The sequence below is a fragment of the Skermanella aerolata KACC 11604 genome (assembly GCF_000936425.1).
In the GTDB taxonomy this organism is placed as follows: domain Bacteria; phylum Pseudomonadota; class Alphaproteobacteria; order Azospirillales; family Azospirillaceae; genus Skermanella; species Skermanella aerolata.
Genome location: NZ_AVFK01000012.1, coordinates 43,831 through 61,077 on the forward strand (window position 1 = coordinate 43,831; position 17,247 = coordinate 61,077).

At 64.2% G+C, this 17,247-nt stretch carries 16 protein-coding genes; 6 read left to right on the plus strand and 10 right to left on the minus strand.

Annotation, left to right across the window (positions count from 1 at the left end; all coding sequences use genetic code 11):
• Positions 1-25 precede the first annotated feature (25 nt).
• The 5 genes from mmsB to N826_RS16095 all read left to right on the plus strand — a co-directional run bounded on the left by mmsB (position 26) and on the right by N826_RS16095 (position 6,244).
• Complete coding sequence (gene mmsB / locus N826_RS16075; RefSeq protein WP_044430509.1) at positions 26-919, plus strand: 3-hydroxyisobutyrate dehydrogenase; 894 nt, start codon at positions 26-28, stop codon at positions 917-919.
• 17 nt (positions 920-936) lie between these two features.
• Entirely contained in the window at positions 937-2,436 is a 1,500-nt protein-coding gene (locus N826_RS16080; RefSeq protein ID WP_044430511.1) for an aldehyde dehydrogenase family protein, read from the plus strand.
• 124 nt (positions 2,437-2,560) lie between these two features.
• Positions 2,561-4,084 carry a malonate--CoA ligase gene (locus N826_RS16085; protein WP_044430513.1) on the plus strand — a complete coding sequence of 508 codons (1,524 nt, stop codon included), beginning with the start codon at positions 2,561-2,563 and terminating at the stop codon, positions 4,082-4,084.
• A 115-nt stretch (positions 4,085-4,199) separates the two neighbouring features.
• A complete protein-coding gene (locus tag N826_RS16090; protein WP_044430515.1) occupies positions 4,200-5,219 on the plus strand; it encodes a TRAP transporter substrate-binding protein in 1,020 nt (339 codons plus the stop codon).
• A gap of 89 nt (positions 5,220-5,308) precedes the next feature.
• A complete protein-coding gene (locus N826_RS16095) occupies positions 5,309-6,244 on the plus strand; it encodes a dihydrodipicolinate synthase family protein (RefSeq protein ID WP_044430517.1) in 936 nt (311 codons plus the stop codon).
• On the opposite strand, the gene N826_RS16100 is transcribed toward N826_RS16095, so the two are convergent.
• The gene (locus N826_RS16100; protein ID WP_044430519.1) at positions 6,225-7,277 is read right to left on the minus strand and encodes a LacI family DNA-binding transcriptional regulator; all 1,053 of its coding nucleotides are present in this window, start codon (positions 7,275-7,277) and stop codon (positions 6,225-6,227) included. The genes N826_RS16095 and N826_RS16100 overlap by 20 nt on opposite strands.
• Positions 7,278-7,762: 485 nt before the next feature.
• On the opposite strand from N826_RS16100, the gene N826_RS40090 reads away from it, so the two are divergent.
• Positions 7,763-9,481: a calcium-binding protein gene (locus tag N826_RS40090; protein ID WP_052831392.1), complete on the plus strand. Its 1,719-nt coding sequence runs from the start codon at positions 7,763-7,765 to the stop codon at positions 9,479-9,481.
• Here the strand turns inward: N826_RS40090 and N826_RS16110 are convergent.
• The 9 genes from N826_RS16110 to N826_RS16150 form a co-directional block, all read right to left on the minus strand.
• Entirely contained in the window at positions 9,445-10,500 is a 1,056-nt protein-coding gene (locus N826_RS16110; RefSeq protein ID WP_044430521.1) for a glycosyltransferase, read from the minus strand. The two genes, N826_RS40090 and N826_RS16110, sit on opposite strands and share 37 nt — an antisense overlap.
• 153 nt (positions 10,501-10,653) lie before the next feature.
• Positions 10,654-11,430, minus strand: coding sequence for an FCD domain-containing protein (locus N826_RS16115; RefSeq protein WP_084720800.1), 777 nt, complete (start codon positions 11,428-11,430; stop codon positions 10,654-10,656).
• 91 nt (positions 11,431-11,521) lie between these two features.
• The gene (locus N826_RS16120) at positions 11,522-12,190 is read right to left on the minus strand and encodes a LutC/YkgG family protein (RefSeq protein WP_044430523.1); all 669 of its coding nucleotides are present in this window, start codon (positions 12,188-12,190) and stop codon (positions 11,522-11,524) included.
• Positions 12,183-13,661 carry a LutB/LldF family L-lactate oxidation iron-sulfur protein gene (locus tag N826_RS16125; protein WP_084720801.1) on the minus strand — a complete coding sequence of 493 codons (1,479 nt, stop codon included), beginning with the start codon at positions 13,659-13,661 and terminating at the stop codon, positions 12,183-12,185. The genes N826_RS16120 and N826_RS16125 overlap by 8 nt, the downstream gene beginning before the upstream one ends.
• On the minus strand, positions 13,651-14,415 hold the full coding sequence (locus tag N826_RS16130) for a (Fe-S)-binding protein (RefSeq protein ID WP_044430648.1): 765 nt from the start codon (positions 14,413-14,415) through the stop codon (positions 13,651-13,653). The genes N826_RS16125 and N826_RS16130 overlap by 11 nt, the downstream gene beginning before the upstream one ends.
• A gap of 405 nt (positions 14,416-14,820) precedes the next feature.
• Positions 14,821-15,204: a type II toxin-antitoxin system VapC family toxin gene (locus N826_RS16135; protein WP_044430525.1), complete on the minus strand. Its 384-nt coding sequence runs from the start codon at positions 15,202-15,204 to the stop codon at positions 14,821-14,823.
• Positions 15,201-15,434 carry a type II toxin-antitoxin system Phd/YefM family antitoxin gene (locus N826_RS16140; RefSeq protein ID WP_044430526.1) on the minus strand — a complete coding sequence of 78 codons (234 nt, stop codon included), beginning with the start codon at positions 15,432-15,434 and terminating at the stop codon, positions 15,201-15,203. Before N826_RS16140 ends, N826_RS16135 begins: the two co-directional genes overlap by 4 nt.
• Before the next feature lie 146 nt (positions 15,435-15,580).
• Complete coding sequence (locus tag N826_RS16145) at positions 15,581-16,072, minus strand: hypothetical protein (RefSeq protein ID WP_044430527.1); 492 nt, start codon at positions 16,070-16,072, stop codon at positions 15,581-15,583.
• Between the two features lie 107 nt (positions 16,073-16,179).
• A complete protein-coding gene (locus tag N826_RS16150) occupies positions 16,180-16,878 on the minus strand; it encodes a hypothetical protein (protein ID WP_044430528.1) in 699 nt (232 codons plus the stop codon).
• Positions 16,879-17,247 lie beyond the last annotated feature (369 nt).

Below are 17,247 nucleotides of genomic sequence, written 5' to 3' on the forward strand. Positions count from 1 at the left end.
TAAAAAAGCAAAACGAGGAACGACCATGAGCGTTGTTGGATTTATCGGGCTCGGCAATATGGGCGGGCCGATGGCGGCCAACCTTTCCAAGGCCGGCCATGAAATCAAGGGCTTCGACGTCAGCGCCGCCGCCATCGAGGCCGCCGGCAAGGCGGGCATCGCCTGCAGCGCCTCCGCCGTCGCGGTGGCTGACGAGGCCGACGCCGTCATCACCATGCTGCCGAGCGGCCAGCACGTCCGCGACGTCTATCTCGGCGCCGATGGCCTGATCGCTTCGGCGCGTCCCGGCACGCTGTTCATCGACAGCTCGACCATCGATGTGGAAACGGCCCGGCAGGTCGGCGCCGCCGCGTCGGAAGCCGGGATGGAGTTCCTGGACGCGCCGGTTTCCGGCGGCGTCGGCGGGGCGGCAGCTGGCACCCTGACCTTCATGGCCGGCGGCACTGCGGAAAGCTTCGAGCGGGCCAAGCCGCTGCTGGAGAAGATGGGCGGCAAGATCGTCCATTGCGGCGATGCCGGCGCCGGACAGGCGGCGAAGATCTGCAACAACATGATCCTCGGCATCTCGATGATCGGCGTCTGCGAGGCCTTCGCCCTGGCCGAAAAGCTCGGCCTGTCGCACCAGTCGCTGTTCGACGTCGCCTCCACGTCCTCCGGCCAGTGCTGGTCGCTGAACAGCTACTGCCCCGTTCCCGGCCCGGTGCCGAACAGCCCGGCCAACCGCGACTACCAGCCCGGTTTCGCCACAGCCCTGATGCTCAAGGACCTCAAGCTGTCCCAGGCCGCGTCGCAGGCGGCCGGCGCCTCGACCCCGATGGGCGGGCTGGCGGCGCAGCTCTACAGCCTGCACGCCGGCAACGGTCAGGCCGGCACCGATTTCTCCAGCATCATCAAGCTCCTGCGCGGCACCGCCAGCTAAACTAAGGGCTATTTCCGATGACTTCCGTAGATACCAACATCCAGACCGACCCCTTCGCCCTGGCGCGCGACCTCAGCGGCAAGCACTTCTACGCCGGCGAGATGCGCCCGAGCCTGTCGGGCAAGACCTTCCCCGTCATCAACCCCGCGACCGGCGAGCAGGTGGCGGAAGCCGCCTTCGGTGAAGCCGCCGACATCGAGGCCGCCGTGCAGGCGGCCGCCACCGCCCAGAAGGCTTGGAAGAAGGTCGGAGCCCGCGACCGGGGCAAGCTAGTGGTCAAGTGCGGCCAGATCCTGGCCGAGCACGCCGACGAACTGGCCCGGCTGATCGCGCTGGAGACCGGCAAGGCGCTCCGTACCGAAAGCCGGGTCGAGGCTTCCGTCCTGGCCGACGCCTTCACCTTCTTCGGCGGCCTCGGTTCCGAACTGAAGGGCGAGACGGTTCCGTTCAGCCCGACCATCATGACCATGACGATGCGCGAGCCGATCGGCATCGTCGGCGCCATCCTGCCGTGGAACGTGCCGCTGCTGCTGATGGCGCTGAAGATCGCCCCGGCCCTGGTCGCCGGCAACGCCGTGATCGTCAAGTCGGCGGAAGAAGCTCCCCTGACCGTCCTCCGCGTCATCCAGCTCATGAACACGGTGATGCCGTCGGGGCTGGTCAACATCCTGTCCGGCTATGGGCCGGAATGCGGCGCGCCGCTGGTCTCGCATCCCAAGGTCGGCAAGGTGACCTTCACCGGCTCGGTCGAGACCGGCAAGATCGTCTACAAGGCGGCGGCGGAAAAGCTGATCCCGGTCACGTTGGAACTGGGCGGCAAGAGCCCCATGATCGTCATGGAAGACGCCGACCTCGACCGCGCCGTCGCGGGCGCCATTGCCGGCATGCGCTTCACCCGCCAGGGTCAGAGCTGCACCGCCGCGTCCCGCATCTTCGTCCACGACAGCCTGCACGACGCCTTCGTGGAGAAGCTGAAGGCCAAGGTCGATGCCATGAAGATGGGCGACCCGCTGGACGAGGCGACCGATATCGGCACCATCGTCTCACCCCAGCAGATGGACCGCGTCCAGGGCTATATCGCCATCGGCAAGAAGACCCCCGGTGCAGTCGCCCATGCCTGCTCGGCGATGCCGGCCGACCCGAAGCTCGCCAAGGGCCTGTTCGTCCAGCCGCATATCTTCACCGGCCTCACCAACGACAGCCAGCTCGCCCGTGAGGAGATCTTCGGCCCGGTCTGCTGCATCATCCGCTGGACCGACTACGAGCAGGTCATCGCCGACGCCAACGACAGCGAGTACGGCCTCGCCGCCACCGTCTGGACCAACAACCTGCACAAGGCGATGGACGCCGTGAACCGTCTGGAAGCCGGCTTCGTGCAGGTCAACCAGAACCTCGTCGTCCAGCCGAACCTCAGCTACGGCGGCGTCAAGGCGTCCGGCCTGGGCAAGGAAGCGTCGCTGGAATCGATGCTGGAACACTTCACGCACAAGAAGACGATCATGATAAACATGGCGTGATTTGATAAAGCGCTGACGTTGTTGGGCCACGGCCCAACCTACGGGCTTCTGCTTCGTAGGTTGGGCCGTGGCCCAACAACTTAGGCGTTCACAAGCCTATCGCCACGACCCAGGAAACGCCTTGATGTCCGACAACCTCTACGATCTGTTCCGCAGCCGCTTCCCGGACGACCGGTCCCGCCCCTTCCTCGAGACGGAAGCCGGCCGCGTCTACTCCTATGCCGACCTGGAAGCAGTCTCCGGCCGCTACGCGCGCCTGCTCTCCGCCATCGGCGTGCGGAAAGGCGATCGCGTCGCGGTTCAGGTCGAAAAGTCGCCCGAGGCGATCTTCCTTTATCTCGCCTGCCTGCGCGCCGGCGCCGTCTACCTGCCGCTCAACACCGCCTATACCCGCCACGAACTCGAATACTTCGTCTCCGACGCCGAACCGTCCGCCATCGTCTGCCGGCCCGGCCAGGAAGGCGTCTTCAGCGCCGGCTCCGCACATGTGCTCAGCCTCGGCCAGGATGGCGAAGGCTCCCTGCCCGACCGCTCGGCCAGCTTCGACCCCGACTTCCCGACCGTCCCCACCAGTTCCAGCGACCTCGCGGCCATCCTCTACACCTCGGGCACCACCGGACGTTCCAAGGGCGCGATGCTCAGCCACGACAATTTGGCTTCCAATGCCCTGACCCTGCACAGCTACTGGGGCTGGCAGCCGGACGACGTACTGCTGCACGCCTTGCCGATCTTCCATGCCCACGGGCTGTTCGTCGCGACCAACTGCGTGCTGCTGAACGGATCTTCCATGCTGTTCATGCCCAAGTTCGACGTCGAGCAGGTCTTCCGCCTGCTGCCGCGCGCGACCGTCTTCATGGGCGTTCCGACCTTCTACGCCCGACTGCTGGCCGACGAGCGCCTGAACCGCGACACCACCCGGCAGATGCGGCTGTTCATCTCCGGTTCCGCCCCGCTGCTGGCCGAAACCCATCGCGAGTTCGAATCCCGCACCGGCCACGCCATCTTGGAGCGCTATGGTATGACCGAAACGGTCATGCTGACATCCAACCCGCTCGACGGCGACCGCATCCCCGGCACCGTCGGCTATCCCCTTCCCGGCGTCGAGGTCCGCGTCACCGATCCGGAAACCGGCCGCGTCCTGGGCCAGGGCGAGATCGGCGGGATCGAGGTCAAGGGACCCAACGTCTTCTCCGGCTACTGGCGCATGCCCGAGAAGACCGCCGCCGAGTTCCGCCCCGACGGCTTCTTCATCACCGGCGATGTCGGCAAGATCGACGAGCGGGGCTACGTCCATATCGTCGGCCGCGCCAAGGACCTGGTGATCTGCGGCGGCTACAACGTCTACCCGAAGGAAGTCGAGACGGTGGTCGACGCCATCGATGGCGTCGGCGAAAGCGCCGTCGTCGGCGTGCCGCATCCCGACTTCGGCGAAGCGGTCGTCGCCGTCGTCCTGCGCCGCCCCGCCGGCCCAGAAGTCACGGAAGCCGGCGTCATAGCGGTCTGCAAGGAACAGCTTGCCAACTACAAGGTGCCGAAGCGCGTCTTCTTCATGGACGAACTGCCGCGCAACGCCATGGGCAAGGTGCAGAAGAACCTGCTGCGCGATCAGCACACCGGCCTCTTCGCCGCCGTTCAGCCGGGGCGGTAAACACCCCCGCCCCACTTCGATCCCCCGCCCGAACATTCCCCGGTTGCCGGGGAATGTTGACAGATCCAACGTTTCTCCCTTATGTATGCGCATACATCGGCAGGGAGGGATGAAAATGCTGAGACGTGCGGGTGGTCTGACGACGGTAGCGGTGATCGCGGGTTCGGTGATGTTCGGAGGCGCCGCCTTCGCCGCCGACATCGGCAAGCACACCATAAAGTTCGCTTCGACGGGCGCCAAGGGCGCTCCGATCGTTCTCGGTATGGAAAAGTTCGCCGAGATCGTCGCCGAGAAGAGCGGCGGCAACATCACGGTAAAGAGCTTCCCCAACGGGACGCTGGGCGGCGACGTCCAGACGATCTCGGCCCTTCAGGGCGGCACGATCGAGATGACGACGATGAACGCGGGCCTGCTGGCCGGCGTCTCCAAGGATTTCGCTGTAGTCGACCTGCCGTTCCTGTTCGACGGTCCCGCAGAGGCCGACGCCGTGATGGATGGCCCGGTCGGCAAGGCCCTGGCCGAGCGCCTGCCGGAAAAAGGTCTGGTCGGATTGGCCTACTGGGAGCTTGGATTCCGCCAGCTCACCAACAGCCGTCACCCCGTCACCAAGGTAGACGACATCGCCGGCCTGAAGATCCGCGTGGTCCAGTCGCCTATATACATCGACCTCTTCAACGCGCTCGGCGCCAACGCCGTGCCGATGCCCTTCCCCGAGCTTTACCCCGCCCTGGAGACCGGTACCGTGGACGGTCAGGAAAACCCTGCCCCCAGCATCCTGACGGCCAAGCTCCATGAGGTGCAGAAGCACCTGACCCTGACCAACCACACCTACAACCCGCAGATCGTTATGATCGGCAAGAAGTTCTGGGACAAGCTGAACGCCGACGAGCGGAAGCTGATCCAGGACGCCGCAAACGAGTCCCGCGACTACGAGCGCAAGGTCTCGCGCGAGCAGGCGGAAAAGGCGGTCGCCGAGCTGAAAGCTGAAGGCTTGCAGATCACCGAACTGTCGCCGGCCGAGGTCGAGCGCTTCCGTGAAAAGGCGAAGCCCGTCGCCGACAAATACGCCGCACAGATCGATCCGGCGCTGATGAAACAAGTCAACGACGAGATCGCGAAGGTTCGCGGCAAGTAAGCAGAGATGTCGGGCTGAAGAGGCCCGACACTAACGCCCCTGACCGGTCAACTCTCTGCCCCCATAACCGCCCCACAGGCACCAAAACCATGTCGAACAAGATCGACGGCATCATCCCCGTCATGCTCACCCCCTTCACCGAAGAAGGGGCGATCGACTACCAAGGCCTCGAAAACCTGATCGAGTGGTACATCGCCAACGGCTCGGACAGCCTGTTCGCCGTCTGCCAGTCCAGCGAGATGCAGTTCCTCAGCCTTGATGAACGCGTCTCGCTCGCCCGCTTCGTCCAGCAGAAGGCGGCGGGGCGCGTGCCGGTAATAGCATCGGGCCACATCAGCGAGAACCGCGACGACCAGCTTGGCGAACTCCTGGCAGCCGCCGAAACCGGCGTCGATGGCGTCGTGCTCGTCACCAACCGGCTCGACCCGCACGATGCCGGCGGCACCACCTTCATGGAAAGCCTGAAATGGCTGCTGGAGCGCCTGCCCGCCGACCTGCCACTCGGCCTGTACGAGTGCCCGGCCCCGTTCCGCCGCCTGCTGACCGACGACGAGCTGAAGTTCTGCGCCGACAGCGGACGGTTCGTCATCCTGAAGGATGTGTCCTGCGACCTCGAAACGGTCAAGCGCCGGATCGCCCTGACAACAGGCTCGCCGCTGGCGATCCTCAACGCCAACGCTGCCATCGCCTGGGATGCGATGAAGGCCGGCTCCCCCGGCTTCAACGGCGTCTTCACCAACTTCCACCCCGACCTCTACAAGTGGCTGCTGACGGAAGGACAGGCGCATTCCGGCCTCGCCGACGAGCTGTCGATCTTCCTGGCGCTGGCCGCGATGGCGGAGCCGATGGGCTATCCGGCCCTGGCCAAGCTGCATCACCAGCGCCTCGGCACCTTCGCGTCGATCAAGAGCCGCGCCGTCCACTTCGACATCCGCGAGCGCTTCTGGGCGCTGGAAGCGCTGCTCGACAAGATCGACGCCGGCACCGCGCTCTACCGGGAGCGGGTCAGCGCGGCGGGGCGGTAGACCCCCGCTCTATCAGGTCGGGTACCTGGGGCGGCACCGGCGACGGTGTTCCGCCGCCCAGCCGCTCCAGCAGATAATCGGCGGCAAGACTGCCGATCCGGGCGTTGTCGACGCGCATGGTGGTCAGGCCCGGTTCCATCTGGGCCGCCATCGCCACATCGTCGAAACCGGTGATCGACAGATCGGTCGGCACTGCCAGCCCCATCGCCCGCGCTTCCAGCAGGGCGCCGATCGCCAGCCAGTCGTTGCCGCAGATCACGGCCGTCGGACGCGATGCCGGGCGCGGCGCCGGGCCGCTCATGATGGCCCGCAGGCTCTCCCGGCCGAAGCCGATGCTCCACTCCCCCTCCCGCACATGGCCGGCACGCAGGCCAAGCCCCCGCTCCGCCAGCGCTTCGCGGACCCCGGCCACCCGCGCCTCGATCCGGTCGTTGCCGGCAACGGGCTGGACGATCAGCCCGATCTCCCGGTGACCCAGGTCCAGCAGGTAGCGCGTCATGCGATGGAAAGCCTCGCGGTTGTCGAAGCCGACGCAAGGATGCGGGCTGTCCGCGCGGTATGAATATGTGACGACATAGGGCACGCCGCGCGCAGCGATAGTTTCGAACAGTTCCGGCCGGTGCGCTTCGCCGGCAATGGCCAGCGCTTCCACGCCTTTCCCCAGCATCGCCTGGGCATGCCTGAACGCCTCGTCGCGATCGTAGTTGGAACAGCCCAGCAGCAGCGTCACCGCCCGCGTCGCGAAGGCCGACTGCATGCCGCCGATCTGGGCCGCGAAGATCTCGTTGTCGAGTGTCGGTATTATGGCGCCCGCGATGTTGGTCCGCCCACGCGCAAGGGCGCCGGCAGCCGCGTGCGGCATCCATCCCAGCGCAGACGCCGTGGCAAGGACGCGGGCACGCACCTCGGGAGCGACTTTTTCAGGGTTGTTGAAGGCGCGGGACACCGTGGCGGTCGACACGCCGGCTGCCACCGCCACGTCCTGCGCCGTCGGCGGCCCTGCATTCCCTGCGGACCTTCTGCTTGGCGGCATGACGGCTGTTTCCCCGGCGAATGACGGCTTCGGTGACGAAGCCGAATACCGGCCATTTTAACCGGCTTCGTCTCCCGCTCCAAGCGCCACGGGCAAATGTCGACCGGAGCATGCCGTCACCCATAAAAACGCAAGAAAATCAATCTCTCCGAAGGACATTGTTCGGATTGTTTTTGCAATCCTTTTTCGTTGCCACTGCAACCGAATTTCGTCCTAATCCAGTTTTAAAAAAGTCGTTTTTCTTCCAATAACATTAAGTAGACAAAAATATCTTAAGGTAAACCTACAAATGTCTTACAAGGAAAAACGATAAAAAGAAGACATACTGCGGAGTAAAGGATTAATTAATATTCCTAGTTCAGTCTCATATCAGCGTTGTATAGAAGCAGCAGCCAGCAGGTTCTGGTCTTTCCTTTCAATCTGGCGTCCCTAAAGGGATCCTTCAGCGGCTATTGTCCTGAACGCAGTATCGGAGCCTTTCAAAAATGCCCAATAAATGGTCGCAGCCTAAACTCAACAACCCGACCATCATTGATCTCAGCAAGACGGGTGATAAGACTTATTGGAAGTTCGCACCCAACCAGGATGTCCTTTTTATTGCTGATGATTCGGTACGTACGCTGCCAAGGCTCCAGACCGATGGCGGCAACAATATCGTCGTCATGGGCGGCAAGTTCATGCCCGAAGGTAAAGCGACCGCCACTATCTATTTCACCAATCTGAACGGCCACGCCTATGTCGAAGGCGTCCACATCGACAACAAGAACGCAGGCATGCGTGACGGCATCGCCGTCTACAGCGCACCCGGCAAACAGGCCGATATCACTCTCCAGAACGTCCGGATCGACAACGTCACCGGCATCGAAGCCGGCGTCCACGGCGACGTGTTCCAGCAGCACGGCCCGATGGGCAACATCCATATGTATAACGTGACGGGCAGCACCAATTATCAGGGCGTCCGGATCGCGCCGCAGTGGCCGGTCAAGTCGGCCGACCTGGAACGCGTCGACATGTCGTACAATTCCGGCGGCCAGAAGATTTCCTATCTGTACCAGTTCGTCGACAACGCCAAGCAGCCGGAATTTCCGATCACCTTCAAGGACGTCTACGCATCCGAGCGTCCCGGACAGAAGGGTGAATACCTGGCGATCTGGCCGAAGACCGGCATCCCCGAGATCGGCGCCGTCCGGGAAGGCAACGAGGTGACGTGGCCGGGCCTGCCCTATAAGGGACACGTGACGATCGGCCATCCTCCGGGCATGGACTTCGTCCCGGCGAGCAAGGTCGGGCTCGGCTACAAGCCCGGTTCCGGCACCTCCACCGGCACGGCCCCCGAAAAGCCGCCGGTCGAGCAGCCGACCCAGCCCACACCGACCCAGCCCGAGCCGACGCAGCCGGAAGCCGGCGGACCGTCTGATGGCGGCACCACTCCCGTCAGCGCGGCCCTGCCGCTCGCCGTCACCCTCAAGGAAAGCGGCGCCATCCAGGTCAATCATGCCGGCGGCGGCAGCGGCTCCGACACTCTGGTAGGCACGACCAAGAACGACTGGATCAATGGCCGCAACGGCGTGGACACGATGACGGGCGGCGGCGGCGACGATACCTACGTCGTAACCACCGGCGACAAGATCATCGAAAAGTCAGGCGGCGGCATCGACACGGTCCTGAGCTGGGCGTCGAGCTATACGCTGCCGGGCGACGTCGAGAACCTCAAGCTGGAAGGCTCCAGCAACTCGGCCGGCACGGGCAACGACCTCGGCAACATCCTGACCGGAAACGGCGGCAACAACCTGCTGGACGGCAAGGGCGGCAACGACATCCTGAACGGCGGCGCCGGCAACGACACGCTGATCGGCGGAGCCGGCCGTGACGTGCTGACCGGCGGCGCCGGCAACGACCGGTTCGTCTTTACCGACCTGTCCGACAGCAAGCCGACCCGCGAGGGCATGGACCTGATCAAGGACTTCGGCAACGGCGACATCATCGACCTTTCCGGGATCGACGCCAACTCCAGCCTTGGCGGCAACCAGTCCTTCAAGTTCATCGGCTCGCAGGGCTTCACCAAGCAAGCCGGCGAACTGAATGTCGTCAAGGAAGACGGCAACACCTTCGTCCAGGGTGATGCCAACGGCGACGGCGCCGCCGACTTCCAGATCGCCCTGCTGGGTCAGCCCAGCTTGACCGCATCCAGCTTCGTGTTCTGATCCACTCCCCGGCGGGTGCCTTCCTGTTGAATGCTTCCGGAATGTGTCCGGCTTAGGGATGAGCCAGGGATCGGAACGACCGGCTGGTAGCGGGGCTTGAAGAACAGCCCTGCTACCAGGCCCTGGATCAGGTAGCGCGCGCGTCGCAGCCTGTGGCTGGGCGCCGTCGGCATCCGCAGAAGATGGTATGCCGATTGAAGCAGGAAGGTGATCAGGTCGCCTGTCGGATGGTACTGTTTCCGCAGGTAGAAGAAATTGCGGTAGTAATAGTAGAAGCGGTTCAGCCGGGCCTCGTTCGTCTCCACCAGCACATGGATATAGCCGGAGATCGAGCGCTTGTGCAGGACCCTGCTGCGCCCGACCAGATATCCCGGCCGCCATGCCGAGATCCTGAGCGTATAGTCCGCATCCTCCCCCAGCACCGCGAAATCGCCCGACGGTACGCCGCAGGCCTCGATCGTGGTGCGCGGGATCAGGATGGATGTCAGGCCGGCGTTACGGACCCGGACCATGCTGTGGGCCAGCATGTGCCCCCACTCCGGTTCCGGCCGGTTCTTCCAGTTGGACCTGTCGCGCCGCATGTCGACATGCGGCACGTTGTTCTCCAGCCCGTCCGGCGTCCGGGCGGCGCTGATCAGGAAGCCGATCTCGGCCGGACTGTCGAAATGGCGGCTCGCGCCTATCAGTTCGGCCAGCGCGGTCTCGCTCGGAATGACGTCGTCGTCCATCACCCAGACCCACGAAGCGCCCTGCTCGTAGCCCAGCCGGACCAGCTGTTCGAAGCCGGGGGAAACGCCCGAGTTGACGGCGTTCCGGTGATAGACGAAACCCGGCCGCGTCAGAAAGCCCTCGCTGGCCAGCATCTCGTCGGTACCGTCGGTCGATGCGTTGTCGAGAACGAGCACCCCCGAAACGGCATGGGTCTGCGAATATACCGCCTGAAGGCACTCCAGCAGTATATCGCGCCGATTGAAGGTGATGATGCAGGCGTAAACCCCATCGTTCGACTGGCTGGCCATAGGCGTTCCCGAAACAACAACGAATTGTTGAGACATTATTCAGATGCGGCCGCGCACGACCAGCCGTTACGATGCGGCCGGGCGGCCTATTCGGTAGCACCCCCTGGGATGCACCCTGATTTTCCGCCGTCTTCCGGCAACCTGCCGGATGCCTTACCGAGAGGCTGACACGATATCGTGACGGGCGATGCGGTTCAGGCTCACCTCCAGGCGCGCATCGGCCTTGGCGATCTCCTTCAGGGCGCCCGACGTGAACGCCATGTGCTCGCGTGCCGCCTGCCGGGCGGCCTCGGCGTCGCCGGCCATGATGCCGTCGCGGATGGCGCGGTGCTGGGCCAGCAGCAGGTCGCGGACGTTGCGCCGCAGGTACAGGTTCGCACGGTTATAGAAGACGTCTTTGCGCAGCATGTCCGACAGCGACCGCATGACATGGAGCATGAAGAGGTTGTGCGACGCCTCGTAGATCGCGAGATGGAAGTCTGCATCGGCATTCGCCTCGTCAGTCGGATCGTCCTTCTGATGGGCCGCTTCCATGGCTTCGAAGCATCCCTGGATCAGCTCGCGGTCGATCTCCGTCCCGCGCAGGGCTGCCAGATAGGCGGCCGAGCTTTCGGCGAGCCCGCGGAATTCCAGGTAATCGTAGGTCGCATCCGGATTGGTGAGGACGACGTTGGACAGCGGAGCCGTGAAGCTCTCGTCCAGCAGGGGCGCCACATGGGTCGCTCCTCCCCGCCCACTCACCAGCAATCCACGATTCTCGAGCTTTTCCAAAGCCTCGCGCAGGCTTGGACGGGACACGTCGAAGCGCTGCGCCAGCTCGCGTTCCGGCAGCAGGCGCTCGCCCGGACGCAGCGAACCTTCCAGGATAAGCTGTTCCAGGCGCTCCGCAATGGCATCCGCGAGTTTGGCAGGACGGATCGGATCGGTCATGGAACGATACAGCCCTTCAATGATGCACGTCTGCTTTCCTTATGGAGTTGGTAAGCCGCATTTGCAATGGCAACTGCATCGGCCAAAAGCTTTAACCGGCGCTTGCCGCTTTCCGGATAACGAGGACGATCAACTCCTTCGGGCCATGCACGCCGAAGGCCAGCGTCTGCTCGATATCAGCCGTCTTAGACGGCCCCGACACCACGACGACATTGGTCGGCATCCGCAGCGCCCAGCCCTGCGCCGCCATCAGGTCGGCGAGCGTATCGTGAATGGTGCTCTCGTCGACTAGCGCTATGTGGATCGGCGGCAGCAGCGACATCAGGCGGGGTTCGCGCGCCGTCGGCCACAGGACGACGGAGCCGGTCTCGGCGATCCCGGCGGAAGCCCAGGTAATCCCCGCATCGATCCGGTGGACCAGCTCTTCCTTGAAATCCTCGACCACCCTGTCGTACGCGACCAGTTCGGGCGCGTTTTCGTCACCGCTCCAGGCAGCGGCAAGCTGGGTGGCGACCGGCGAGCCGTCGCCGTGAAGCAGGGCACGCACACCCCGGTTGTCCAGCAGGGTCCGGAGCCGCTGGGGCCAGGTCGCGGCATCGACGTCGTGGACCTCCGCCTTCATAGCCTCGAACATCGTCCGGAAGCGGGCGAGCCGCGCCGCCTGTTCGTAGACCGGCGGGTCCCACTCCGGCAGGTCCGGCACGGCGGAGGGCGGCGCCGCGCGCAGGCGCGACAGGATTCGGGTACGGGCGTCATTCATCGTCGAAACCCTTGTCGCGGGCAAGCTGGTGGAGTGTCTGTGCGGCGAATTTCGGCTTGGTCCGGACGCTGGTCCAGGCTTTCAGCGGCGGCATCGACGGCGGGATCAGGTGGCCTAGGGCGGAAAGCACCCCCGTCCCCATCCTGTAGAGCAGGGGATGGGCGTTCAGCCATTTCCAGCCGGTCCAGGCGGATGCCTCCGACAGGGTCCAGCCGCTGCCGCCGCCCTTGACGGCCTGCGATGCCGACGGCCTGACCGACTCTCGGCGAAGCCTGACCAGGATGTCCGCGATCGGGATCTTGACCGGGCAGACCTCGACGCAGGCGTTGCACAGGCTGGAGGCGTGCGGCAGGTCTTCCGCCACGTCGAGCCCGGCGATCTGCGGCGTCAGGATCTTGCCGATCGGGCCGGGATAAACGGCGTCGTAGGTGTGCCCGCCGACGCGGGCATAGACGGGACAGTGGTTCATGCAGGCGCCGCACCGGATGCAGCGCAGCGTCTCGCGCAGTTCCAGATCGGCGTAGACGCGGGTCCTGCCGTTGTCGAGCAGCACCAGATGGATCTCCTGCGGTCCGTCCTTTTCGCCCGGCTTGCGCGGCGAGGTGATCATGTTGACATAGGTCGTGATCGGCTGGCCGGTTGCGGAGCGCGGCAGCAGCGCCAGCAGCGGCGGGATGTCAGCCATCGTCTCGACCAGCTTCTCGATGCCCATGACAGCCACGTGGAGCGGCGGCAGGGTCGTGGACATCCGGCCGTTGCCCTCGTTCTCGACCAGCACCAGCGTACCGGTTTCCGCCACGGCGAAGTTGACGCCGGATATCCCGGCATCGGCTTCCGCGAACCGTGCCCGCATCACGCGCCGGGCGGCGGCGGTCAGTTCGTCGACGTCCTCGGTGTAGCGCTGTCCCTCGATATGTTCGGCGAAGAGCTGGCCGATCTGCATCTTGTTCTTGTGGATGCAGGGCATGACGATATGGCTGGGCATCTCGCCGGCAAGCTGGATGATGTATTCGCCAAGGTCGGACTCGACCGCCTCGATGCCGTGCTCGCCCAGGAAGGCATTCAGGTGCATCTCTTCCGACACCATCGACTTGCCCTTGACCACGGTCCTGACGCCGTGGCCCTGGAATATGTCGAGCACGATCCGGTTGGCTTCGCCCGTGGTCTCGGCCCAATGGACCTTGATCCCGTTTTCGGTGCAGCGCGCTTCCAGCTGCTCCAGCAGTTCCGGCAGGCGGGCGAGCGCCCGTTCCTTGATCGCGGCGCCGCGTGCCCGCAGCTTCGCCAGATCGCCGGCATCGGGGAACTGCGCAGCCCGCTTCGCCATCAGCCCGTCCATGGCGCGGCGGAAATTGGCCCGAAGCGGCTTGTCGTTCAGCGCCACATGAGCGCGGCCGGCGAAGTTCGTGACCGTCACATGGCCGTTGCCATGATTGGTGACGTGGGCTGCCGTCTTCAGTTCAGCGGACATCGCCGCGCTCCAGCAGGAATTCGGCAAGGTGGCGGCTGCGCATCGGGGTTCCCGCCTTTTCCATTGCGCCCGAGATGTTCATCATGCAGCCGCAGTCGCCGGTGACCATCTCGCTGGCGCCGGTCGCTTCCACCGATGCGATCTTGTCCGCGACCATCGCGGCGGAAACCTCCGGCTGGCGGACCGAGAAGGTGCCGCCGAAACCGCAGCATTCCCGCTCCCTCGGGTTCTCGACCAGGGTCACGTTGGACAGCGAGCGCAGCAAGCGCTTCGGCTCGTCGGTGATGCCCATCTCCCGCATCGAGTGGCAGGAGGCATGCCACGTCACGGTGACCGGCTCGCCCTTGTCTTCCAGCTTGAGGTCGAGGACATGGACCAGGAACCAGCTCAGTTCGTAGACACGCGAGGCGAAGGCTTCCGCCTGTGCCTGGTCCGGTTCGCCGGCGAACAGCTGGGGGTAGTGGACGCGCATCATGCCGGCGCAGCTGCCCGACGGGACGATGATCGGCCAGGGCTCGGGGAAAGCAGCGAACTGCGCGCGGACCACGGTGCGGGCTTCCTCGAAGAAGCCGCAGTTGCGGGCCGGCTGGCCGCAGCAGGTCTGCCCCTGGGGGAACACGACGCGCAAGCCCTCGCGCTTCAGCAGTTCCATCCCGGCAAGGCCGGCTTCCGGATAGAACAAATCCACGAGGCAGGTGCCGAAGAAATAGACCGTTGACGGCCGTTCGGCAGGCACAGACGCTGCCGTGGACATGTGCGCGACGCTCAAGGTTGTCTCCCCCACTATGAAAATCAGGAGCATCGCCGGACGGTAGATGCCGGGACCCGACCCCGCACCATCGTCACGCCCCGCTCCGCCGTTTCCTCTCCAATCACTTCCCGCCCGATCATGCGCGGTTGTTCGAAACCACCGCTATGATCGATACCTTGACCATGATTTTTTAGACGGATAAATGATTTTACCAACATGGTCAATGCGCAATTTCATTTTGACCAATGGAAGATTTTTGCGGATGGGCAAGCCTCTCCAAGCGTGGGCTTGGGGCGCACTTCTGGCCGGACCGGAGCCGACGATGCGGACACTGGGACTGCGGCGGGTGATGCTCCATGCCACTGTCGATCTCGTAACAGGCTTGATGCGGGCGAAAAGGCGCGCCTATCACCACAGCCGCGTGACGACGCCGTCGAAAACGGCGTCCGCCGATACCAGCGGCAGGTTGTAGGTCAGCGCCGTTGCCGCCAGCAACCGGTCGAAGGGATCGCGGTGGGACCAGGCCATTGTGCCAGCCATGATGCAGACCGCCGGATCGAAGCCGGCGACCGAGCCGCCCTGTTCGCCCAGCAGTGCGGCCAACCCATCGATGAACGGTTCCATCTCCGGCCATTTGCCGAGCCGAACCTTCTGCGCGATCTCGACGAACGTGATCGGGCTGACCAGAACCGTGTCCGCCGCCTCAATGGCGGCGAGGGCCGGTCTCGACAGACGGCCATCCCCCGACAGACTCCACGCCCAGGCGTGGGTATCGAGCAGGACAGCCGTCACCGACCGCCTTCCCACAGATCAAGGTCGTCCTCTTCCATCGGCTCGAAAAAATCGGGTCCAGTGCCGAGCTTCCCCTTGAGCAGACCGACCTTGAAAGCGCCCTTGACGACCGGGACCAGCCTGACGACCGGCTTGCTGCCTTTGGCGATGACGACTTCCTCGCCGCGCAGCGCCGCCTCGATGAGCTTGGACAGGTTGGTCTTGGCGGCGTGAATGGTGAACTGCTGCATCCCGGTTCCTGCTGCTGGGAAGATTAGCTTAGCCAGACGGCATCACTTAGTCAACTTAGCTAACGACACAGGAGCCACGACAGGGAACAAAACGAAAAAGGCCCCTCCTCCCGGTCGGGAGGAGGGGCCTTCGAAGAAGAGCGGGATCAGGCTTTGGCGGTCGAGCAGAGCTTCCAGTCGTCACCCTGCAAGGCGAACAGCAACGCCAGCGGCTGAGATGTGCTGCGGTCCAGCACGACGCGGAAGCGTGTTCCGACGCAGGCGCCCTGCGCCTTGGCGACCGGCAGCTTAACGCTCTTGGACTTCAGGCAGCCGTCGGCGCTCTTCGGGAGAGCGGCGGTGAAGGCTTCCGGCGTCTTGCCGTTCAGTTCCATGAAGTAGTCGGTCGGCTGGCCGCCCTGGACCTTGGCTTGCAGCACGATCGAACCGTAACGCGACCGGTACAGGCCGGACTGCTGGTTGCCGTCAGCCATCCCGGCGGGCAGCGGCCGGAAGGAGACGGCACCACAGGCCGGCGGTCCCTTCTCTGCGGTCTTATGAGCGTCGGCCTTCTTCTCGGCCGAGTTGCCAGTGGTAGGGGAGACGAAGGCTGTCGCCGCGATCATCGCGGCGGCCAGGGCTAAGCGGAAAAGGATCATCTATCCAACCCTCGCGGAGGTGTCCGCCGGTGATTTTTCCGGCAGTGGCGCGGTATAGCGGTGCGATGGTTAACGTTCGGTGAAGTTTTGCCCTTCAGCGAGCCGTGCTATGAAAAACGCTTCCGTAGCTCGGCGAAGGCGACCGTGGCCAGCGCCGCCGCCTCGGTGGATCCCTGGCCGCTGACGTCGGGATGGACCGCTTTCAGGCGGTCGCGATAGGCGGTCTTAAGGTCGGCGAGGGTCTCCGGCATCCTGGTCAGGCCAAGCGACGCCAGCGCGTCCCGCGTCCTGGCATCGACGACAGGCCCGGTCTCTCCGGGCGACGGGTCCGGCCCCGCCCGTTCCCCGGTATCGTATTCCGAACCGGAAGCGGCATCGAAGAACGACAGGTCCGCCTCGAGCCTGCTTATCGTGGCCGTCAGGTCGTCATGTTCGTCCAGCCAGATCGTCAGCCGATCCTCGAGACTTTCCAACGACACCCGCAAGGCCGCGCGCCGTTCAGGGTCCGCTTCGTCCGCTACTTGGGCGGTCATGACCTCCCGCGCCTTGTCATAGCGTAGGATCTCGGAGATCAGGGCGTCCCGCCGACTCTTGGCAGCGGCAAGTTCGCGGCGAAGGCGCATGATGGCGGAACCTGCTCCCTCCGTCCGCGCGGATCCCGAACGCTTGGCCGGGTCCAGTCCGTCCAGGTAAGCCGCGACCGTCGCAGCAGCCGATCCGAAGACCAGCCTGAGCAGGGTACCGAATTCACCCAGCGCGCCGTTGCCCGAAACACCGCGCCCTCTCCGGCGGAAACGCACTTTCAATCGATACTCCAGCCGTTAGCCCGGCGCGATTTCGCCGCCGGAAACTCTACGAGGAAGCCGGAAACTATGCCAGAAGCCGTGTATCCCGGCACCGGTTCTTCCTTTCGCAGGAGCGAAGGCGCAGCCACGCATACTATCCGGATAATACTTAAGATTTGATTAAATTTTATATTCATTCGATGCGTATTTGGTCGGGATCGCAGAAAAAATCTTGTTGCCGATCAATGCTTTATCAGACCGTTTACGCAATGTCTAAATCGTTGGGGGTAGATTTGATTACGCCTATCGATAGTTTGAAGTTAATACGAAATTAAAGCACATTGTCATCACCAACAACGAGGGAGCGCAGGCAACCACAGACGACCCAAT